Origin of the sequence: Nonomuraea sp. NPDC049714, from assembly GCF_044465295.1 — a bacterium.
Classification (GTDB): domain Bacteria; phylum Actinomycetota; class Actinomycetes; order Streptosporangiales; family Streptosporangiaceae; genus Nonomuraea.
In genome coordinates this window covers 275,304-296,487 of the sequence record NZ_JBITLM010000002.1, presented here as the reverse complement: position 1 = coordinate 296,487, position 21,184 = coordinate 275,304, and the positions used below count along the sequence as shown (strand labels likewise).

The following is a 21,184-nucleotide window of genomic DNA, read 5'->3' as shown; positions in this document are numbered from 1 at the left end:
GAAACGCCACCGTGATCCGCCCCTGGCAAGATCACGCGCCATGAGACTCCTCCTCCCGATCATCGTGGCCGGCTCGGCCGTGCTCATCGCGTCGGCTCCGGCGCAGGCCGCCCCCAAGGACCCGGTCAAAGCGGTGAAGGCGCACCTGGTGGCCGGTCACGGTGTCCGGTTCAGCGAGACGGTCAAACAGGTGGGCGACGGCACGTCCAGCCTGATCGTGCGGCGCTCCGGCACCCTGCAGTTCGGCAAGGGCAAGGTCGTGGCCTCCGACGTCACGGGCACGTTCGCCTCGGGGAAGGGCAACAAGCCCGAGCGGACGATCACGATCGGCCGCACCTCGTGGACGTCGGGCGGCCTCTACCGGTCGGGCCTGCCCAAGGGCAAGACCTGGTACAAGGGATCGAGCGCCCTCGCCGGCGGCGGCATCACCGGGCTGGTGACCCAGGTCGTGGACGCGGCCGAGCCCTCGACCCTCGCCGCCCTGGTGAAGAACGGCAAGCGCGGCAAATCGGGCTACAGCGGAACCCTCACCATCAAGGAACTCGCCAAGGTATCCCGCTCGCTCCGGGCCGCCAAGCCGATCTTCGCCGCGCCGGACACCGACATCAGGTACGACCTCACGCTCGACCGCAAGGGCCTGCCGAGCCGCCTGAGCACGTCGTGGCAGGCGGCGGGACTGGCCGCCCTCGGCGGGGAGGACCGGACGTACAAGGTCGAGACCCGCTACAGGGGCTGGGGCGCCAAGGTCTCGATCAAGCCCCCGCCCGCAGCCAAGACCTCCGCCAAACTGACCCGCTGAGCGGCGCGGGTCGCCAATGCCGAGTTGCCCCGGCCCTTCGATCCGTACGGCATCGGCACGATGGTGCCGAAGTGCGGGCCGTGGCAGTTACGGCGTTTCCTTCGGGCGCATAGGGGGGTGCTGTACGCGCTCAGCACCGCCGGCGTGGGCACCTCGGCCGTATTGCAGAGGCAAACGCATCGTGCGACCGCGCTCGTGGAAGAAGGCCGCTACTCAGGATGAAATGGCTCTTATCGTGTCGGTGGGTGCTGCGAGCATGACGGGATGAACGCGAAGCCTGATGACTATGCCTGGTTCTCCCGTGAGCGCTTCCCCGAGCTGGCGGATGCCTACTGTTTCACCTACGTCCGCGGCCTGACGCCCGAGGAACTGGTGACCCGGCTCGGCGTCCGGGTTGAAGACTGCTCTCGCATGACGCTGGCTGAGCTGATCCGGGGGCAAACCTTCGGTGCCGTCGCCGTTGGAGACTGGGTGCTCCTCGTCGAGGCCTACGGCGGGCTTGGCGTCACCGAAGAGATCATTGTGCCGCTGTCGGCGGGCACGCGTCTCGTCTCCCACTTCTACCTCGACGTCGACGGCATGGACTACTTCCACTGGATCGACGACGGAAAGATCCGGTTCGAGTTCCTGCACCAGGAAGGCTATTCCCACTGGATCAAAGACGGAAAGATCCGGCTTGAGTTCCCGCACCACGAAAGCTACTCAGAAGAGATGCCGGACGAACTCGCAGAGACCATGGAGCGGATCAGCTCCCCCGTCTACCCGATCGCCGACCCCCACGAAGGGCCCGCGTTCCTCATGGCCGAGCGCCTCACCGGGATCACGATGACGCCGCAACTGCTGGAGGAGTCCACCTACCTGGGCGGAGGCGTACCCAGATCGAGGTGAGCAGATCCACCGTACCCCGTGGGTTGGCCGCTGACGGTGGATCACTTCGCTGCACGCTCCTACAGGCTCCACGAGCGAAGGTGTAGTAGGCGTCGAGGTCTGGGGGTCGGTGAGGGTGGGGCGAAGGCGGTCAGGTGGGGGTAGCGGCTGGGGGCAGGCGTTCCAGGTCGAGGCGGTGTTGCCGCCTGAGCTCGGGGCCTCCTCCTCGTCGCCCCCACGCCGCCGGGTTGGCAGGACGCCATGGCCGCGACTCCCAGGACCAGGTAGGTGGCCACCTGGTCGGCTTGCCGGAGGGTGATCCGGCCTCAGCCCGGCCGTCTCCTACGGCTGGGCGGATGTGCGTTGCCTGCGGTATTTGCCGGGTGCGGTGCCGTACTGGCGTTTGAAGGCGTTGGCGAAGGCGAACTCCGAGGTGTAGCCGATGTGGGTGGCCACCTCGTGCAACGGGGCGTCGGATTCGCGCAGGAGCTCGGCCGCGACGGTCAGACGCCACCAGGTCAGGTACGTCAGGGGCGGCCGACCGGCAAGGGTGGTGAAGCGGTGGGCGAAGGTGGCCCGGGACAGGCCTGCCTGCGCGGCGAGGGTCTGGACGGTCCAGGGGCGTGCGAGGTCACGGTGCATGGCGTGCAGGGCGGCGCTGACGGCCGGGTCGGCCAGTGCTGGAGCCCAGCCGGTGTCCGGAGTAGGTGGATTCTCGAACCAGGTGCGCAGGATGTACAGCAGCAGCATGTCGAGCAGCGCCGGCACGATGGTGTCCGCGCCGAGACGGGGGTTGCCGATCTCGTTGCCCAGGAGGTCGATGGCCGCGCGTAGCTCGGGGTGGTGCCCGAGCCGGGCGGGCAGGTGGATCACCTCAGGCAGGTCGCGCAGCAGCGGGTGAGTGTGACCGGGGGAGAGTTGATAACCGCCGCACAGGGTCACCGTGACGGGCCCCTCCTGCCCCACGACGTCGGAGGCGAACAGCTCGGCGTCCTCCAGCGGGTCGCAGACCGGCTCGGCCAGTGGCGTCGATGGACTGTCGGCGAGACCGTACGCGTGACCGTGGGGGAAGAACACCACATCGCCGGCGCTGAGCGCGACCGGATCACCAGAAGGTGGGATGAGCCAGCACGAGCCCTGCAGGATCACCTGAAAGCCCGCCGATCCGGGAGCTGAGGGAAAGCGCTGCCCCCACGGCGCGCGCCAGGCGACACGCGCGGAGCGAGGCCGTCCGGAGCGCATGACGGCGATCACGTCGCTGAGCACATCCACAGGAAGAAGCTAGCACTCAGACGATGGCGTATGAATTCCGGCTTCCGAAGTATTGGGCATCTCGGCTGATTCGCCTACGTTCGACTATCAGTTGATCGCGATAGGAGGAGTTGGATGTCAGGACAGATTTTGGTCACTGGGGCGACCGGCACTGTCGGCCGTCAGGTGACAGCGCAACTGCTGGAGGCCGGGGTCGAGGTGCGCGCGCTGACCCGCGGGCCGGCCGATCTCCCGCCTGCCGTTGAGCAGGTGCGGGGTGATCTGTCGGTGGCCGATTCCCTGGGCGCCGCTGTCCAGGGAATCGAGGCGGTTTTCCTGGTGTGGCCGTTCGCCTCGGCCGAGGGGTTGGAGGCGGTGCTGCCAATGCTGGCCGAGCACGCCCGCCAGGTGGTCTACCTGTCATCGGCGGCAGTACGTGACCACGAACGGCAGGCCGAGCAGCTGATCGAACGATCCGGGCTGGAATGGACGATCCTGCGCCCGCACGCCTTTGCGGCCAACACGCTGCGCTGGGCCGAGCAGATTCGCGCCGAGGGCGTGGTCCGCGGGCCGTACGGCCAGGCCGCGATGTCCCTGGTGGACGAGCGGGACATCGCGGCGGTCGCGGTGCGGGCGCTGACTCGGGACGGACACGCCGGCGCCGTCCACGAACTGACCGGCCCGCACTCACTGACCCAGGCCGAGCAGGTACGCGTCATCGGCGAGGTGGTCGGCCGCCCGGTGCTCTGGGCGGAGACCTCCGTCCAGCACGCCCGGCAGCAGATGCTGGCCCGAGGCTGGCCGGCCGAGGTCGTGGACGGCATCCTGCAAGCTCAGGCGGAGATGACTCTCGGCCCGGCACCGGTCACCGCCACGGTGGAGGAGGTGACCGCGAGCGCGGCGCGTACGTTCCGGTCGTGGGTGGCCGAGCACGCACCCGCCTTTCGCGCCCTTACGTGACCACTCAGCGCTATGAGGTGATTCCCTCCCGGGTTGGGCGAAACCAGTCGCTTGCTCGACGATCGCGGCACGCCGGGTTCCCGAGGTGATGTCCCACAGTTCCAGGACGGATGCCTTCTTTGGGTGCACAACGTCCGCCCGGCCGAGGGGCGGGCGGTGCTGCGGTACGGCCGCACCGAGTCCGTACGCCCGGAAGAGGTCGGACGAGCGGATCGCCGCGCAGCACCCGGTCTTCCGCGTCGCCGCGTGGAAAAACCGATAAAGTCCTCTACTTAGTGGACGCCGAACGAAAGGTGTAGCAAGTCTGTGGCCACGAAGGTGCGGACTTTCACGCTCGATGATTCGGGAAAGCTTGTGCCGGTCGAAAGTTGTGGCGCTCACTTTTCGCGGGACAAGTACATTCAGGGAGCGATTGAGTTCTCCGTCGACTACGTTCGGATTCTCGGGTGTGAAGAGAGCGACACGATTGACTCACTCTGGTCCCTCATCGTTACGGGTCTCAAGAGTGACTTACCGGCGGGATCTCAATGCAGCGGTGCGGCTATATGAGCAGTGCCGGGCCGGTTCTCGTCGGGGCCGCGGCGCACCGCCCCGACGTGTGGGGCCAGCGGTCCTGCACCAGTAGAGTCCGCTGATCGCGGGCATCGGGCCAGCAGCCAAGGCAGGGGCGCATGGACGAGACCGACGAATCGCCGTTCGGCGTGTCCTGCGCGAGAGCCGGCGACAGGAAGACGGGCCAAGCGCCTCGCAGGCGCCCGACTGAGTGCCATGCCGCACGTCGTCCTAAACGCTCAGCCCAGTGCACGGGCATGTGTACGACATCGAGAGCTTCCCCCGGGCGAGGCGATCCTCTCAAAAACGCCTGAGTCGAGTCGCCAACAGATTACTCACCCGGAAAACGCGGAGAGGGCGCGGGCCGTATCGATGTATTCGCGTGCTGCGACAATCTTGCCGTCCGCTAGTTCGAATGCGAAGTGATATACTTGATTGAGGCTCTTCCCATTAACGAGAAATGCGTTCGACGTCGCCTCCACTGACGCATTGGCTTCATCTGCGATTACACTGGTCACCGACATGTGTATACCACTGGGAAGCGAGTCGTGAAATCTCTTCATGTGTTCGATGAACGCGGACTTCGACATGTCGCCGGAGACCGGGAAAGTGGCAGCGTCAGTCATGACGGTCCACACCGCGTTCTCGTGAAGAAGGTCAAAGGCGTCGGGGCTGCCGTTCGTTCCTAGGCCTTCGACCAGCTTCTTGACGGAAGCCTTGTTCTGGTCGATCGTCATGCCTCTTCCCTTCGCCGTCAGGTCTGGTATGGGCTCGCACATGCCTGCGCGTCGTCAGTCTGAAGCCAGGCTCACGCGCTCGGATGTGGGCCTGAGCCCCAAGCGCCCTCCCTCGGCGGCGGTTGGCCGCTCACGGGAGGCGGGTGATGCGGGTAAGCCTCGCGAGGCCGGCGTGCCGGAACCGCGGGCGTAGTCTACCTGTCCCGCAAGGCCGGGTAGTTAAGGTCCGGCGCTGGTTGTCGAGGGCCCTGTACTGGCAATTCTGATCTTGGTGCTGGTGCGGGGCCTGTAGGGATCTGCCTTGTTCCAGCGAGACAGTGGTGATGTGACTTTGCGGGCGGTGACGCGCGGTCGGCGGGGTGGGGACGGGTCGGCCAGGACAGTGCGGCGCTGCACACTTCCGAGCTGCACGGCTGGACGCGCTGGTGGTCCTGCTGCGCACCTTCGGTGCTAGCTCGTGGGACTCCGGAAAGACGTGACCTGACGCAGGCGGTGCCCGGCTTCGTCTTCGAGGTGGCGGCGGCGCGCGTGGTAGGCGGCGGTCAGTGCGAGCAGGATCGGGCCCCACAGGGCGATCGGGGTGATGGCGGTTCTGGCCAGCGCCTCCCACCAGATGTTCTCGTACGGGACGCCTTCGATGGCTCCGAACCAGGTGAGTCCCATCATCACCGTCACCATGGTCAGGACCAGCCCGCCGATCGTGGCGGGGATGACCACCAGCATCGGCGGGACGCGCCTGCCACCGACGATCGGGACCCAGGTCGGGATGATCTCACCCCACCGGCTGACCAGGCCGATCGATGCCAGCGCGGCGACCTCGGTCAGGATGCTGAGCCCGAAGACGTACGGGATGGAGATCGCCAGGCCGGGCATCGAGATGTCGTGGATCTGCCCCATCTGGAAGTTGAACGCGAACGGCAGCCGCCACAGGCATGACGGCAGCAACAGCAGCGGCAGCGCGTAGGCCAGTCGCAGCGCCCAGCGAGGGGCAGGCCGTTCGGTGTCGCTGGTGATCGGCACCCTGTGCATCAGCTTGATCGTCATGTGCTCAGGGTGCCTGACCTGCGAATACCGTAGATCCCCCGTGAAGGTGAAGTGGCTCCCCCGGACGGGGGAATCGACGGCCTGCCCTCGAAGACGGTCCTACGGGGCCGGTGGGTAGTCGGTGAGGTAGACCGGTACGCCCACCTTGGTCGTGTCGGCCGCCTCGCCCACGCCGTTGACGACGTGGTCGATCGTTCCGGCGTTGAGGTTGACGGTCATGATGTGGTGCAGTTTGACGCCCGGCCTCGACGGCGCCTCGAAGCCGTTCTCGGTGTGGATCTCCGGGTTGTTCTGGTTGAAGACGTAGACACCGGCGCCGTACAGGTTGTGCGTCCTGACCCGGTCGCCGACCTTGTAGCCGGCCCAGCCCTCGACGTCGCCGTTCATCCAGTCGGCCTGGGCAGGCGGGTCGTACGGCAGTTCGTTCTGGTAGAGGATCGTGGTGCCGTGCTCGCCGTTCCAGATGGTGTTGTACTGCTGGAAGTGCTCGACGAACAGGCCGGTCGCGGTCACGTGGTCGCCGTTGACGACGACGCCGTTGCGGCCGGTGTTGGTGTTCCAGCGCTGGGTGTCGGTGAAGCCCTCGACGCCGTGGTCGGCGCGCCACACCCAGGCGTGGTCGATGAGCACGTGGTCGCTGTTGACCTCGAGCGCGGTGCCGGTCTTGCCGACGTGCGGTCCGCCGACCCGGAAGTAGACGTCGGACAGGGTCGTCGGGTTGTTCGGCGAGCTCCGGTGATGGCCGTGCTTCGTACCGACCCTCAACAGCACCCGTGACGTGTGGAGACCCGCGTCGATGGTCACGCCGGCGACGACGACGCCCGGCACGTCGGCGACGACGAGCGGGGTCGAGCCGCGTACGGCGGTGAGCGTGGCGTGCCCGAGGCCGAGGACGACCGTGTTCGCGCGCTTGACCTCGATGCTCCGCGCGATGTCGTACACGCCGGGCGTGAGCAGCAGGTTCTTGCCCCGCGCGAGCTGCTGGTTGATGACGTGCACCGAGTCGGACGGCTTGGCGACGAAGAAGTCGCGGATCGGCAGCGTACGGCCCGGCGTCATGCCGCCGGCCCACGAGACGCCACGGGTGCCCTTCCGGGCGGCGGGCACGTGCACGTGGTATCCGCCCCGCGCGTCGGCGTACAGGTAGGGCTTCTCCCGGCTGACGGGGGTGGTGTCGAGGGTGGTGTAGGGCGGAGTCGGGAACGCGGTGTCGTCCGGCGCGCCGACGACGCCGGCGAAGACCTGGTTCCACACGGCGTTCGACCAGCCGGCGACCTCGCTGTCGCGGATCAGCCACTGCTGCTGCGATCCGTTGGTGACGGACGGCAGTTTGGAGTCGGCGATGAAACCGCCGCTGGCGTACTGCGGGCCGGCGGTGCAGTAGTCCATGAGCGACAGGGTGCCGCCGGTGACGTTGAGCCGGCGCATGGACACCGCCTGGGAGACGGCCCAGATGTTCGCCGTCGACCTGCAGCCGTCCTGGCCGGCCGCGTTGACGTTGATCGACAGGTTGGACAGGGTGCGCCAGAAGTTGACCAGCGCGAGGCAGTTGGCGGTGCCGCCGTCCGCCAGGCAGCGGTTGTAGACCTCGACCTTGCCGTTGATGACGACGTCGGTGGGTGAGGCGCCGAGGCCGGAGATCTCGGTGTAGTAGCCGACCTTGATCTGGAGCGGCTGCTCGGCGGTGCCGTACGTGCCGGGCTTGAAGAGGTAGGCGTGGCGGGTGGCGCCCATCTCGTTGTCGACCTGGGCGGCGTGCGCGGCGTCGAGGGTCGCCTGGATCTCGGCGACGGGCATGCCTGGCTCGAATACGGTGACGTGCGGCCCGAGGTCGGGGGCGCGGTGGGGCGGTGTGGCGGCGGTGGCGGGCGTGCCCGTCGTCATGAGGGCGGTCGCCAGTACGAGACCGATCGTGGACACCCGGCGGATCCGTAAGCGTCGCCTCGTGTTGCCAGGGGGGTGGGTCGCCATTGCGGTTCGTCCTTTCCACTGCGTGCGCAGCGCCTGGTCCGGACGCCGCCGGACCGCGAGAGAGCGCTCTCTCGTGTGGCCTGTTTCTATCGTGTGGCGGATCCGATCACAAGGGCCGCGAACGAGGTTCGTGGAGGCGGCGAACCGCCTCCACGAGGAGAACCGCATCTCACGGGCCGTGTACGGCTCCACCAGGAAAGCGAGCTCTCTTTCGGAAAGCGCCACCACCGCGTCGACCTGGGAACCATGGGTCGACCGGAGGCGATAACGATTTTGGCGAGGTGCGCGCTGTTTTGTGTGCTGGTGTCACGCTGGGGGAGTGACGGCTTCTCTTCCCCCAGCACCTGAGCCGGGGCGGAACCGGCGGCGGCCCCGCGTAGCGGCGGGAGCGCTGGTGATGCTGTCGCTGGCTCTGATCGGTGTTGGCATGCTGGCCTTTCTCGCTGACACTCAGGACGGGCCCAGCGCGATACTGGATGTGCTGGACAAGCGAGCCAGCGTGGTCAGCATGGTCATCGGCGGCGCCGGCTTGCTGATCTCCGGGGCGGCGCTGTGGGCGCAGTTGCGCTCACCTGGCCTACGGACGGCCATGAACTCCGCAACGAGTAGGCCCTCAGCGGTCATCGGTGACGGAACCATCGTGTTGAACGCTGCCTCGGTGGGGCGGGTAGGAGGGGTGCACCTTTCACCACGCCCCGCGGTGGCTTCGCGTCCGGTGCGGTTGACGCCGCGGCCCCCGCAGTTGGCCGGCCGTGACGAAGTGTTGGCTGCGTTGCACCGGCGCTTGACGGCGGCCGATGACCTGCCGTGCATGGTGACGGTGTACGGGCTGGGTGGGGTCGGTAAGACCAGTCTGGTAGTCGAGTACGGGCATCGCTACGAGCACGAGTACGGGTTGGTATGGCAGCTTCCGGCGGAAGATCCGACGACGTTGTCAGCCGCATTCGCCGACCTGGCCGCGGTCTTGAACGTGCGGGACATGCTCGACGTGGCCGGTCCGGTACATCGTGTGCATGCGGCGCTGGCCGCGCAGACCCAGCCATGGTTGCTGATCTTCGACGATGTGGCCGAGGCCGACTTACTGCGCGCCTTCTTGCCCCCAGCAGGGCCGGGTCATGTGCTGATCACCAGCCGCTCGGCTCACTGGCCCCCTGGACAGGGATTGGATCTGCCGGTTCTGGAATGGGGTCCGGCGACAGCCTTCCTGCTCGCGCGTACGGGCCAGGACGACAACTCGAACGCGGTTGCGCTGGTCGAGGAACTGGGGGCACTCCCGCTGGCGTTGGAGCAGGCCGGCGCCTATATGGCGGACACCGGAACCAGTCTGGTGGACTACCTTCGCGACCTGGGTCGCCAGCGGGCCGCGATGCTCGATGAGGGCGAACCATGGGGCTACCCAGCACGAGTGGCTTCCACATGGCGCCTTGCCTTCGACCGTCTTACCGACAGCAGTCCCCAGGCCATTGAGCTGCTGCGGCTGCTCGCTTGCTGTGCTCCTGACGCTATCCCGTATCGCCTGCTGCTCAGGCAGCTCGATGATCGCTCGCCGCTCGAACTGCTGGACGATGGCGATCTGGCCCATGAGAGCGAAGAGCAGGTGGTCGCGGTACTGCGCGGGCTGCCCCACTTCACACTGGACGTCAATGCCGCGGTCAGCGCGCTTCGTCGTTATGGCCTGATCGGACCGCCGATCAACAGTCTGGTCTCGGTGCACCGCCTGGTCCAGGCCGTTACCCTGGACCGCCTGCCCGCCGCTCAGCGCACCTGTTGGCAGGTGGCAGCCGCCGCACTCCTGCGTGCCGCACTCCCCCAGGAGTCGGCGCCCCTGGTGGACTGGCCGCTCTTCAAGCAGTTGGTGCCCCACGCTCTCACCGTTCTGCCCCCAGGGGCCGCTGCCTTGGACAAGGTCGCCGATTATCTGGGAGTCAGCGGCGACTATCGCACCGCTACGACCCTCTATAGGCGAATTCACCATGAGTTGGTCACGAGCCTCGGCGTCGAGCATCCCCGTACGCTGACCGTTCAGTATGATCTTGCCTATTGGATGGGGCAGGCAGGAGGCGCGGCCTCCGCTCGCGAGGGTTTCGCCGAGTTGCTTCCGGTCCGTGGGCGTGTACTCGGGGTCGATCACCCCGACACCCTGGCCACCCGGCGGCAACTCGCCTACTGGACAGGAGAGGCGGGCGACTGGGTCGCCGCCCGTGATCAGCTCGCTGACTTGCTGCCTGTTCGTCAGCTGGTGTCCGGCGCGGACCATCCGGACACTCTGGCCACGAGGCATGAGCTCGCCTACTGGACAGGGGAAGCCGGTGACAAAGCAGCGGCGCGCGATCTACTGGCCGAGTTGCTTCCGGTTCGTGAGCGGGTGCTGGGCGTCGATCATCCGGACAGTTTGGCCACGAGGCATGAGCTTGCCCGCTGGACAGGATGGGCGGGGGATGCGGGTGCTGCTCGTGAGGGTTTCGCCGAGTTGCTTCCGGTTCGTGAGCGGGTGCTCGGGGTCGATCATCCGGACAGTTTGGCCACGAGGCATGAGCTTGCCCGCTGGACTGGAAGGGCGGGGGATGCGGGTGCTGCTCGTGAGGGCTTCGCCGAGTTGCTACCGGTTCGTGAGCGGGTGCTCGGGGTCGATCATCCCGACACCCTGGCCACCTGGCACAATCTCGCGAACTGGACAGGGGAGGCGGGAGATCCTCTCTCCGCACGCGACCAACTGGCCGCCTTGCTGCCCATCCGTCAACGGGTTTCCGGTATCGAGCATCCCGACACCTTGGACACGTGGCACCAGTGGGCTCGCTGGACAGGATGGGCTGGTGATCCTGTCGTCGCCCGTGACCAGATCGCCGCGCTATTGCCCATCTGGGAACGGATATTCGGTTACGAGCGTGCCCTTACCGTGGAGCTTCGGCGCGAGCTTGCCTTCTGGGTGGAGAAGGCGGCTCCGCGTAGGGGGAAAATAGCGATGTTGTGGAGGAAGATCTGGACGTTCAGGTAGGACGTCGTGGTTTCTGCGGCTCGTGGTCTGCCAGGTGGTGCCGGCAGACCGTGTCCCGTGGGAGCGGCGGGCCGCCCCCACGAGGTACACGTTAGAACCGCACCTCACGAGCCGTGTACGGCTCCGCCAGGAAAGCGAGCTCCTTCTCCGAGAGCGTCACCCCCACGGCCGCCACCGCGTCGTCCACGTGCCGATCCTTGGTCGCCCCCACGATCGGCGCCGTGACGGCCGACTGGTGGAGCAGCCAGGCCAGCGCGACCTGGGCGGCGGGCAGGTCCCGCTCACGGGCCAGCTCCGCCACCCGCTCCACGATCAGCCGGTCATTGTCAGGCTCGTACAGGAAGTCGATCCGCGCGTCCGAGCCCGTCCTGGCCGTGGCGGCGTCGGACCCGGCGCGAGCGAGCACCCCGCGCGCCAGCGGGCTCCACGGGATGACTCCCACACCCTGGTCCGCGCAGAGGGGAAGCATCTCGCGCTCCTCCTCGCGGTACAGCAGGTTGTAGTGGTTCTGCATGGACACGAACGTGGTCCAGCCATGCCGCTCGGCGGCGTGCTGCGCCTTGGCGAACTGCCATGCCCACATGGTCGACGCGCCGATGTAGCGCGCCTTGCCCGCCTTGACGACCTCGTGCAGCGCCTCCATCGTCTCCTCGATCGGCGTCTCGGGGTCCCAGCGGTGGATCTGGTACAGGTCCACGTGGTCGGTGCCGAGCCGCCGCAGCGAGTCGTCGATGGCGGCGTGCACGTGCTTGCGGGACAGGCCGCGATCGTTGCGCCCCTTGCCCATCGGGAAGAACACCTTGGTGGCCAGCACGTAGTCGTCGCGGCGGGGGAAGATCCTGCGCAGCACGTTGCCGGTGACGGTCTCGCTGGCGCCGGAGCTGTAGACGTCGGCGGTGTCGAAGAAGGTGACACCGGCGTCGGCCGCCCGCCGGATGATCGGCTCCGCCTGGTCCTCGGGCAGCGCCCACTCCTGCTTGGCCGGATCGCCGAAGCTCATCATCCCCAAGCAGATGCGAGAGACGTGCAATCCGCTGTTACCCAGTCGCGTGTAGTCCATATCGCCCACCATATGACCGGGAAAAGGGTGGACTCTCAGCGGGGATACTGAGGGGTGATCATGGTGACGCCCGGGACGGAGCCGATCCCCGCCAGCGCCTTGCCGGCGTCGCCGAGGCCGATGGTCCTGGTGACGAGCTGATCCGGGTGCAGGAGGCCGGCTCTGATCATCTCCATCATCGGCGGGTACGCGTGCGCGGCCATCCCGTGGCTCCCCAGCAGTCGCAGCTCCAGCGCGACCACCCGGTCCATCGGCACCGGCGTCGCCCCGCCCGGCAGCAGGCCGACCTGCACGTGCCGGCCGCGCCGGCGCAGGCTCTCGACCGAGGCGGCGCAGGTCTGCGGGCTGCCCAGAGCGTCGATCGAGGTGTGCGCGCCACCCCTGGTCAGCTCCCTGACCTGGGCGGCGGCATCACCCGCCGAGCCGTCGACGAAGTGCGTGGCGCCCGCCTCCTCGGCCAGGTGCAGCGCGTCGGTGCTGATGTCGACGGCCACCACCCGCGCCCCCGCCGCGCTCGCGATCATGATCGCGGACAGGCCGACACCCCCACAGCCGTGTACGGCCACCCACTCGCCCGGCGCCACCCGGCCGACCTGCGACACGGCGCGGAAGGCGGTGGCGAAGCGGCAGCCGAGGCCGGCCGCGGTGACGTACGACATGTCCTCGGGAAGCGCGATGAGGTTGACGTCGGCGTGGTCGATCGCCACGAGCTCGGCGTAGGAGCCCCAATGGGTGAAGCCGGGCTGTGTCTGCCGTTCGCACACCTGCTGCTCGCCGGCGGCGCAGGCCGTACACGATCCGCACGCGCAGACGAACGGGACCGTCACCCGCGCGCCGGGCAGCCACCCGCGCACGTCGGAGCCGACCGCTTCGATGACGCCCGCCAGCTCGTGGCCCGGGACGTGCGGCATGACCCGGATGTCTGGATCGTGCCCTTGCCAGGCGTGCCAGTCGCTGCGGCACAGCCCTGTCGCCTCGACCCTGATGATCGCCCCGTGCGGGGCGGGGGACGGGTCGGGCAGCTCGCGCACGTCGAGCTCTCCACCGAAGATGTCAAAGGCTACCGCTCGCATCTCATGAGCTTAGGGTCAATTCCCGCAGCTCGCGCAAGGCCTGGTGGGAGGGGGAGCCTGGCTCGGCGGTGTAGAGGACCAGACGCAGGTCGTCGCGGTCGGGCACCTGCATGACCTGGCAGATCACCTCGATCAGGCCGACCAGGGGATGGGTGACGCGCTTGCGCTGCTCCCTGCGCGGCGCGACCTCGTGCTCGGCCCACACCCTGGCGAAGTCGGGGCTGAGCGCGAGCATCTCCGCGACCAGTGCCTGAAGGCCGGCGTCGTCGGGGTAGCGGCCCGCCGCGACGCGCAGGTCGGCGACGGAGGTGCGGGCGAAACGGCCCCGCTCCTCGTCGTCCAGGTGCTCGGCGATGTCGGGGGAGCGGAACACCCAGCGGATGACGTTCAGGTCGTCGCGGGGCCGCGCGTCGAGGCCGCCCAGAAGGGCGCCGGCCAGCGGGTTCCAGGCGAGGAGGTCATACCTGGGGTTGAGCACGTAGGCGGCCACCTCCTCCAGATAGCCGAGCAGGTGCAGGGTGCCCTGCGGCACGTCGGACCTGATCCTGGGCGCGTCGAGCGGCTGCCCGGCCAGGCGGAACAGGTGGGCCCGCTCGTCCTGGTCGAGCATCAGCGCGCGGGCCAGCGCGTTGATCACCTGGTGTGACGGGTGTGGGCCGCGGGCCTGCTCCAGCCGGATGTAGTAGTCGATCGACATGCCGGCGAGCTGGGCGACCTCCTGCCTGCGCAGGCCGGGCGTGCGGCGCTGCCCGGCGTCGGGCAGCGCGACGTCCCTGGGCGTGACGCGGGCTCGCCTGTTGCGGAGGAATTCGGCCAGCTCGTCGCGGTTCATGGGCTCATTGTCTGTCATGTCGTATCGGCGTGGGTGGTACCGCTGATCCCAGCCTCCGCAGGTCTCTCCCGCCCGTCTCCCGGCCGGACCAGCGTGGGAGGCATGACGACGACAGCGCTCATCACAGGCGCCAACAAGGGAATCGGTTACGAGGTGGCGCGGCAGCTCGGCGAGCGGGGCATCACCGTCATCGTGGGAGCGCGCGACGAGGAGCGCGGGCGGGCCGCCGCCGAACGGCTCGGCCGGCCGTACGTCCGGCTCGACGTGACGGACGAGGCCAGTGTCCAGGCCGCGGCCAAGTGGATCGAGCGGGAGTACGGCGCGCTCGACATCCTGGTCAACAACGCCGGGGTCGCCGTGCCGCAGGACGATCCGCGGCCCAGCGCCACCTCGGCGGCCACGCTGCGGGAGACCTACGAGGTGAACGTGTTCGGCGTGGTGACCGTGACCAACGCGATGCTGCCGCTGCTGCGCCGGTCGCCCGCCGCCAGGATCGTGAACATGTCGTCCGAGCTCGGCTCGGTGACGATGGCGGTGGATCCGGACAGCCCGTTCTGGCCGCACCATTTCCTGGCCTACAACTCCTCCAAGTCCGCGCTCAACATGCTCACCGCCATCTACGCCAAGGAGCTGTGGGACACCCCGATCAAGGTGAACGCCGCCAACCCCGGCTACTGCGCCACCGACCTGAACGCGCACACCGGGTTCCGCACGCCTGAGCAGGGTGCGGCGATCGCGGTGCGGCTGGCGACGCTCGACGCCGACGGGCCCAGCGGCGCTTTCGTCCAGGATGACGGACAGCTGCCCTGGTGAAGGTGTCAAAGTCTTTCCCCAGGACAGAGAGGGGGGATGGGACGGGATCTAAATAAAGCACGATTTTCTGAGACAGAATTCTTCCAATTCGGGGAGCGGCTTCACGAACAGCTCGTGGTGCTGCGAGAGCTGCTCGACAGGCCCGGCTTCGGCGAAGGCCCGATGACCATCGGGGCCGAGCTGGAGCTGTTCCTCGTGGACGAGGCGGGCCGGCCGCTGCCGCACAACGCCGAGGTGCGCGAGGCGCTCGACGACCCGCGCGTGGTGCTGGAGCTGGGCCGCTTCAACCTGGAGGTGAACCTCACCCCGCTGCCGCTGGCCGGGCCGTCCTTCGAACGGCTCGGCGCGGAGATCCAGGAGACCCTCCGCAAGGTGGACGCGGCCGTCGAAGGAGGCGGGGCGCTGCCCATCGGGATTCTGCCCACGTTGAACACCGAGGACTTCACCGCCGACGCCATCAGCGACGAGAACCGTTACGAGGCGCTGAGCAGGGGCATCCGGCGGCTGCGGCTGGAGCCGTTCCTGGTGAAGATCGACGACCTGGAGCTCTCGGTGGAGAACGTGATCCTGGAGAGCGCCAACACCTCCTGGCAGGTCCACCTGCGCACCCCGCCGGACCGGTTCGCCCGGCTGTTCAACGCCGCCCAGCTCGCCATCGGCCCGGTCCTGGCCGTCTGCGGGAACTCGCCGCTCTTCCTCGGCCGGACGCTGTGGGAGGAGACCAGGATCGCGCTGTTCGAGGAGGCCGCCGACGACCGCGACGTGGAACGGCTCTACCGCAAGGACGGCCGGGTCACCTTCGGCTCCGACTGGGTGCGCGAGGGCGCGTACGAGATCTTCGAGAGGTACGTGAACGACTACGACCCGGTCGTGCCCGATCTCAGTGACGGTGGCGAGCCGGGCGACGTGCCCCAGCTCCGCCTGCACCAGGGCACGATCTGGCAGTGGAACAGGCCCGTCTTCGACCCGGCCGGCGGCGGCCACCTGCGCATCGAGATGCGCGCGCTGCCCGCCGGCCCCTCGTGCGCGGACATGACGGCCAACACGGCGTTCCTGCTCGGGCTCACGCTGGCGCAGGCGGAGCGCGACCTGACCGGATACCGCTTCGCGGAGGCGTACCAGAACTTCTACCGTGCGGCCATGCACGGGCTGGACGCCAAGCTCTCCTGGCCGGGCAGGGACGGCGAGCTCAGCGCCGCGGACCTGGTGCTCAGCCTGCTGCCCGAGTCGCGGGCCGCGCTGCTGGCGGCCGGGGTGGCGGTCAAGGACGTGAACGACGCCTTCGAGATCATCGAGCAGCGGACCCGGCTGGGCCGTACCGGAGCGGTGTGGCAGCGGGAGACGCTGGAGGCGTTCGGCGGCGACAGGGAGCGGCTGGTGCGGCGCTATCGCGAACTCGCGCTGTCCGGATTGCCGGTTCACCTGTGGCCGTAACCCGCAACCATTACGGCCTCCCGGTCGTCAGACCTAAGCAGAGGACCGAAACGACTGGGGGATAGGCATGGTTCCGACGGATGCGGCGCCGTTCACCTTACGACAGGCGACCGGCACCCTGGCCGAGGGGGCGGCGAAGCTGGCCGGTGAGCTCGACGCCGCGACCGTGGAGACGGTGCTGGCCGAGGCCAACAGGAACGTGGTGCGCAAGGGGGCGCCCGCCGCGTTCGGCTCGATGGCCAGGCCCAGCGAGTGGTACGCCTTCGACGGCGGCGACCAGGAGACCGTCGACTGGTATCCGCAAGGGCTCACGTGCGGCGAGGACTCCGGCTCACTCGGCGTGCCGGTCTTCGTCGTCACCTGGTACTACCGGCCGGAGGCGGGGGAGCGGGGGATCAGGGTCTCCTTCCTCAGCCCCCAGACCCTGAAGTACCGCAACGCGCTGCTGGTCGAGGCCAAGCCAGACGGCTCCTACCGGCCGATCGACATCCACGCCGGCGGCGTCGCCTGCTACGGCCACCTGCTGTACGTGGCCGACACCACAAGGGGACTGCGGGTCTTCGACCTGACCAAGGTGCTCGATCTGCGCTCGAAGCAGGGCGACCTGGGCGACCCGGAACGGATCGGCCGCCACGGGGGCAAGTTCCACGCCTTCGGCTACAGGTACGTCATCCCGCAGACGGACGCCTGGCAGGTCGTCACGAAGGGCGCCCGCTTCTCCTTCGTCGGCGTCGACCGCACCACCACACCGCACACGCTGATCTCCGGCGAGTACGTGGACGACGCGACCACCGGCCGGGTCGCCCGGTGGAACCTGGACCTGACGGACGGCGTGCCCAGGGACGCCTACGTGATGGGCCAGAAGAAGATCCAGGGAGCGATCTCGCACAACGGCACGTGGTATCTGAGCCAGGCCGCCGGCAGCACCGCCAACGGCAAACTGCTGGTCCACTCCGGAGGGGAGTTCGCCGCGCGGCCGTTCCCGATCGGGCCGGAGGACCTGACCGCGCTGGGCAGCAAGGTGTGGAGCGTCACCGAGTTCAAGGGGAAGAGGGTGGTCTTCGGCGTCAGCCTCTGAGATGCCGGTGCAGCACCTCACGGTAGCGGCGGTCGAAGTCGTCGTAGCGGGTCCGTAGCTCGCCGCCCGGCCAGTCCGGCGGCAGCAGCGCCTCGGGCAGCAGCGGGTCGGCCAGCAGGTGGCGCAGCACCGCGGCCGACACCAGGAAGCCCTCGGCCAGCCCGTCCGCCCGGTCGAGCGAACGCTCCAGCGCGCGTGCCTCGGCCGCCCACCCGTCCAGGTCCCACAGCAGCGCCGTGGGGTTGGCGTGGGGGCGGCCGTCGATCAGCGTGCACTGCCCGATGACGGTCTCCGGCCACTCGCGCACCAGGTTGGCGGGGCGCATCCAGGTGCCCTCGCGCAGCTCGGCCAGCCGCAACGCGGCCATGGTGTGCCGGAGCGCCGCCCGGTCGGCGGGGGCGCGCCGCTCCGCGGTGACGACGGCGATCTCCCACGTGCCGTCCCACGGCCTGGTGTGCGGGGCGCGGCTCTCGTCCTGCCTGCTCTGCCGCTCGACCAGCCGCTCCGACAGCGTGTAGCGGCCGTCGGCCTGGCTCAGGTCGCCCGCGGCCACCATCCGCGACAGCGCCACCCGCACCGTGCCCTCGGCGATGCCGAACAGCGCGCCGATGCGCACCAGATGACGGGCCGACAGGCTCGGCGGGTGGCTGCCCAGCAGCGCGCTGAGCACGGCCGACCGGGCACTCAATCCATTACGCTCTTCCATCGCGTGTCGATTATATGTAACACTCCGGGGTATGGGGCGCTATCTCACCGAACCGTTCGACCGCAGCGACCGTTACGCCACCGAGCGCTACCAGGGCGCCGCCGGGCGCAACTGGTGGCGTTGCGACCCGTCGCTGCGCCTGCTCATGCGCCGCCACCTCGGTGACGGCTACGCCTGGGCCGAGCCGCACCTCGATCGGCTGGGCGCACTGACGGGCGGGCTGATCGCCGACTGTGCGGAACAGACGGATGCGAACCCACCCCGGCTGGAAAAGTACGACAAATGGGGGCGCGACATCAGCGAGGTCGTCATGCCGCCGTCGTTCCACACGGCCAGGCAGGCCCTCATGGCCGACAACTTCACCTCGCCCGCCTTCGCCGAGCAGGCCCGCGCCCACGGCGCGAACCCCGCCGCACTCGGCACCGCCTGGACCTACCTGCTCGACCAGGCCGACATCGGCATGGGCTGCGCGCTCGGCACCGGCGGCGACATGGTCGTCTCCCTGGCCGAGCGGTACGCCCCCGACGACGTCAAGGAGCGGGTGCGAGAGATCTTCGCCAACGGCGACTACTCCGGCGAGGCCGCGCAGATGTTCACCGAGCGTACCGGCGGATCCGACCTGGCCGCGCTGGAGGCATGGGCCGTCCCGGACGGCGACTCCTGGCTCCTGACCGGCTTCAAGTGGTTCGCCTCCAACGCCAACGGCTCCGCCTTCGTGGTGCTGGCCCGGCACGAAGACTCCGTCGCGCCGTTCCTGGTGCTGTGGGAGCGCCGCGACGGCAGCCGCAACGGGGTGCGGATCCGGCGGCTCAAGGACAAGCTCGGCACCCGGTCCGTGGCCTCCGCCGAGGTCGAGTTCGCCGACGCCGAGGCGTTCCTGCTCGCCGGGCCGGGGTCCGGCTCCGGGCTCGGCACCATGATGAAGCTCACCAACTCCTCCCGGCTCGGCGTGGCCATGATGGGACTCGGCGTCGCCCGCCGCGCCCTGGTGGAGTCCCTCTGCTACGCCCGGGCCCGCGAGGCGTTCGGCCGGCCGCTGGCCGACCAGCCGCTGATGCGCCGCAAGCTGGCCGAGTTGATCGTCGGGGTCGAGGCCGTGCAGGCGCTGGTCTTCGACGGCCACCTCGGTCCCCGGCTACGCCTCGCCCCCGCCCTGGTCAAGCTCCGCGCGGCGCGGTTGGGCGTCACCGCGGCGAGCGACGCCGTCGAGGTGCACGGCGGCAACGGCTACATCGAGCAGTGGCCGGTGGCCCGGCTCCTGCGCGATGCCCAGGTCAACCCCATCTGGGAGGGCGGCGACAACATCCTCTGCCTCGACGTGCGCCGGGCGATGGTGAAGGAGAACGCCCACGAGCCGTTCCTGGAGCGGCTGGCCGCCGCCGTGGACCTGGCCCCTTCCGGTGACTGGTCACTGGTACGGGGCCGCGTCGACGACCTGGGCAAGGCGATCACCGCCTGGGCCTCGCTCGACCCGGCCGTGGCCGAGGCTCGGCTGTATCCGCTGGCCCAGTTCATGGCCGACGTGTACGCCGCCGCGCTGCTGGTGGAGCAGGCCGGGTGGGAGGAGCGCGCGGGCCACGGCTCCCGCAAGGCCCTGGTCGCCCGCCTCTACGCCGACGCCCACCTGGCCGACCATGGCCCGCTCCGCGGCCTGGACCGCCCCGCCGAAGACCTGGACCACTTCGACGACCTCGTCCGTGGGGCCCTTTCGCTCTGATCCACGCGGTCCTGGCGGGAGGCCTGTCCCGCCAGGGCAGGTGGTCGGCCCGTCAGGTCACCGGGGCCGGCGGCCCTTCTTGCCGCTCTTGCCCCGGCCTGCCGGGACTGCCCGGCTCCCGGAGCCGCCCTGGCTCGGCTTCCCGGCCTGCCGCCGCGCCGGCTTCTGCACCGCCTGCTTCTGCACCTGCTTCTGCACCGGCTTCTCCGCAGGAGATGCGGGAGTACGGCCACGCGAGCTGTTCGCGGTACGGCCGCGGACGATACCGATGAAATCCTCCACCAGGTCAGTCGTCTCGTTCGTGAGCCAGGCCAGCGCCACCTGCGACTGCGGCGCGTCCGGCACCGGCCGGTAGGTCAGGTCCCGGCGGTCATGGAGCCGCGCCAGCGACTGCGGAACCAGCAGCAGCCCGGCCCCGCCCGCCACCAGCTGAACCGCGTCCGCCGTCGTGGCCGGCCGCTCGAACGCGGGCAACCCAGGGCGAGCCGTCCACTCGATGGCGTCGTCCAGCGGGTGGAACACCTCTTCGTCGGCCAGGTCGGCGACGGTCACCTCGTCGGCCGCGGTCACCGCGTGCTCCTTCGGCACCACGACCACCGTGGTCTCCACATAGAGCGGAATCACGCTCAGCCCGTCACGGTCGACCGGCAACCGGACGAATCCGGCGTCAGCGCCTCCGCTCCGCAGCAGCCCCTCCACCTCGGCGGCGGGAACCGCGACCAGGGTGAGCGGCACCTCCGGCAGCCTCTCGGCCCAGACGCTGACCCACTTCGCGGGCGTCACCCCGGGCGGGTACGCCAGCCGGAACACCCTGCCGCTCTCCTCATGAGTCACCCCGCCAGGGTACCGATGTGCGGAGAACCGTTTCTTACTGACTACCCTGGACCCATGACCTCGCTCAAATCCAAGACGACCCAGACGATGAAGCCCGCGACCGCGGCCAAGAAGCTGGGCATCCTCCTCTCGGCCACTCCCGCCGAGTTCCAGGAGGGCGTCGTCTCCAGGAGCGAGCTGAACGCACTGCAGGCGACGCCCCCCGCCTGGCTCGCCGACCTGCGCCGCAACGGCCCACACCCCAAGCAGGTCGTCGCCGCGAAGCTCGGCGTGTCCGTCTCCGGCCTGATCAGAGGCGGGATCACCGACCCCCTCACCACCGCCGAGATCGACGCCCTGAAGGCGGAGAATCCCGCGTGGCTCGAGCACGAGCGCTCCGTCCAGGCCGATGTCCGCAAGGAAGCCCAGCGCCTCAACCAGCGCTAGCCCGTCCCAGGCCGACGTACCTCGTTTCCGAAACG

The 21,184-nt window shown here is 68.9% G+C and carries 18 protein-coding genes; 9 read left to right on the top strand and 9 right to left on the bottom strand.

Features of this window, described 5'->3' with window-relative positions:
- Positions 1-40 precede the first annotated feature (40 nt).
- Positions 41-799 carry a hypothetical protein gene (locus tag ACIBQX_RS08310; RefSeq protein ID WP_397002012.1) on the top strand — a complete coding sequence of 253 codons (759 nt, stop codon included), beginning with the start codon at positions 41-43 and terminating at the stop codon, positions 797-799.
- A 264-nt stretch (positions 800-1,063) separates the two neighbouring features.
- A complete protein-coding gene (locus ACIBQX_RS08305; protein ID WP_397002011.1) occupies positions 1,064-1,687 on the top strand; it encodes a DUF6461 domain-containing protein in 624 nt (207 codons plus the stop codon).
- A gap of 321 nt (positions 1,688-2,008) precedes the next feature.
- On the opposite strand, the gene ACIBQX_RS08300 is transcribed toward ACIBQX_RS08305, so the two are convergent.
- Positions 2,009-2,938 carry an AraC family transcriptional regulator gene (locus ACIBQX_RS08300; RefSeq protein WP_397002010.1) on the bottom strand — a complete coding sequence of 310 codons (930 nt, stop codon included), beginning with the start codon at positions 2,936-2,938 and terminating at the stop codon, positions 2,009-2,011.
- A 114-nt stretch (positions 2,939-3,052) separates the two neighbouring features.
- Between ACIBQX_RS08300 and ACIBQX_RS08295 the strand changes: the two genes are divergently transcribed.
- A complete protein-coding gene (locus ACIBQX_RS08295; protein WP_397002008.1) occupies positions 3,053-3,877 on the top strand; it encodes an NAD(P)H-binding protein in 825 nt (274 codons plus the stop codon).
- A gap of 887 nt (positions 3,878-4,764) precedes the next feature.
- Here the strand turns inward: ACIBQX_RS08295 and ACIBQX_RS08290 are convergent.
- The 3 genes from ACIBQX_RS08290 to ACIBQX_RS08280 form a co-directional block, all read right to left on the bottom strand.
- On the bottom strand, positions 4,765-5,166 hold the full coding sequence (locus tag ACIBQX_RS08290) for a nuclear transport factor 2 family protein (RefSeq protein WP_397002006.1): 402 nt from the start codon (positions 5,164-5,166) through the stop codon (positions 4,765-4,767).
- A gap of 450 nt (positions 5,167-5,616) precedes the next feature.
- Complete coding sequence (locus ACIBQX_RS08285) at positions 5,617-6,210, bottom strand: hypothetical protein (RefSeq protein ID WP_397002004.1); 594 nt, start codon at positions 6,208-6,210, stop codon at positions 5,617-5,619.
- Positions 6,211-6,309: 99 nt separating this feature from the next.
- On the bottom strand, positions 6,310-8,130 hold the full coding sequence (locus tag ACIBQX_RS08280) for an adenylyl cyclase (RefSeq protein WP_397002002.1): 1,821 nt from the start codon (positions 8,128-8,130) through the stop codon (positions 6,310-6,312).
- A 448-nt stretch (positions 8,131-8,578) separates the two neighbouring features.
- Between ACIBQX_RS08280 and ACIBQX_RS08275 the strand changes: the two genes are divergently transcribed.
- Entirely contained in the window at positions 8,579-11,176 is a 2,598-nt protein-coding gene (locus ACIBQX_RS08275; RefSeq protein WP_397003825.1) for a tetratricopeptide repeat protein, read from the top strand.
- Positions 11,177-11,267: 91 nt separating this feature from the next.
- Here the strand turns inward: ACIBQX_RS08275 and ACIBQX_RS08270 are convergent, their stop codons facing one another.
- Genes ACIBQX_RS08270 through ACIBQX_RS08260 form a run of 3 tightly spaced genes read right to left on the bottom strand, consistent with a single transcriptional unit; the run spans position 11,268 to position 14,141 of the window.
- Complete coding sequence (locus ACIBQX_RS08270) at positions 11,268-12,236, bottom strand: aldo/keto reductase (RefSeq protein ID WP_397002000.1); 969 nt, start codon at positions 12,234-12,236, stop codon at positions 11,268-11,270.
- 35 nt (positions 12,237-12,271) lie between these two features.
- Positions 12,272-13,309 carry a zinc-dependent alcohol dehydrogenase family protein gene (locus ACIBQX_RS08265; protein ID WP_397001998.1) on the bottom strand — a complete coding sequence of 346 codons (1,038 nt, stop codon included), beginning with the start codon at positions 13,307-13,309 and terminating at the stop codon, positions 12,272-12,274.
- 1 nt (position 13,310) lies between these two features.
- The gene (locus tag ACIBQX_RS08260; protein ID WP_397001996.1) at positions 13,311-14,141 is read right to left on the bottom strand and encodes a helix-turn-helix transcriptional regulator; all 831 of its coding nucleotides are present in this window, start codon (positions 14,139-14,141) and stop codon (positions 13,311-13,313) included.
- Between the two features lie 102 nt (positions 14,142-14,243).
- Between ACIBQX_RS08260 and ACIBQX_RS08255 the strand changes: the two genes are divergently transcribed.
- From ACIBQX_RS08255 to ACIBQX_RS08245, 3 genes are all read left to right on the top strand, one after another.
- Positions 14,244-14,954, top strand: a complete 711-nt coding sequence (locus tag ACIBQX_RS08255) for an SDR family oxidoreductase (RefSeq protein WP_397001994.1) — start codon at positions 14,244-14,246, stop codon at positions 14,952-14,954.
- A 114-nt stretch (positions 14,955-15,068) separates the two neighbouring features.
- Entirely contained in the window at positions 15,069-16,388 is a 1,320-nt protein-coding gene (locus ACIBQX_RS08250; protein WP_397001993.1) for a glutamate--cysteine ligase, read from the top strand.
- 67 nt (positions 16,389-16,455) lie between these two features.
- Complete coding sequence (locus tag ACIBQX_RS08245; RefSeq protein WP_397001991.1) at positions 16,456-17,466, top strand: hypothetical protein; 1,011 nt, start codon at positions 16,456-16,458, stop codon at positions 17,464-17,466.
- On the opposite strand, the gene ACIBQX_RS08240 is transcribed toward ACIBQX_RS08245, so the two are convergent.
- Positions 17,456-18,172, bottom strand: coding sequence for a PaaX family transcriptional regulator C-terminal domain-containing protein (locus tag ACIBQX_RS08240; protein WP_397001989.1), 717 nt, complete (start codon positions 18,170-18,172; stop codon positions 17,456-17,458). The two genes, ACIBQX_RS08245 and ACIBQX_RS08240, sit on opposite strands and share 11 nt — an antisense overlap.
- A gap of 31 nt (positions 18,173-18,203) precedes the next feature.
- Between ACIBQX_RS08240 and ACIBQX_RS08235 the strand changes: the two genes are divergently transcribed.
- On the top strand, positions 18,204-19,889 hold the full coding sequence (locus ACIBQX_RS08235) for an acyl-CoA dehydrogenase family protein (RefSeq protein ID WP_397001987.1): 1,686 nt from the start codon (positions 18,204-18,206) through the stop codon (positions 19,887-19,889).
- 57 nt (positions 19,890-19,946) lie between these two features.
- On the opposite strand, the gene ACIBQX_RS08230 is transcribed toward ACIBQX_RS08235, so the two are convergent.
- A complete protein-coding gene (locus ACIBQX_RS08230; protein WP_397001986.1) occupies positions 19,947-20,723 on the bottom strand; it encodes a LysR family substrate-binding domain-containing protein in 777 nt (258 codons plus the stop codon).
- Positions 20,724-20,777: 54 nt separating this feature from the next.
- Between ACIBQX_RS08230 and ACIBQX_RS08225 the strand changes: the two genes are divergently transcribed.
- Positions 20,778-21,149 carry a DUF5997 family protein gene (locus ACIBQX_RS08225; protein WP_397001984.1) on the top strand — a complete coding sequence of 124 codons (372 nt, stop codon included), beginning with the start codon at positions 20,778-20,780 and terminating at the stop codon, positions 21,147-21,149.
- Positions 21,150-21,184: the final 35 nt, after the last annotated feature.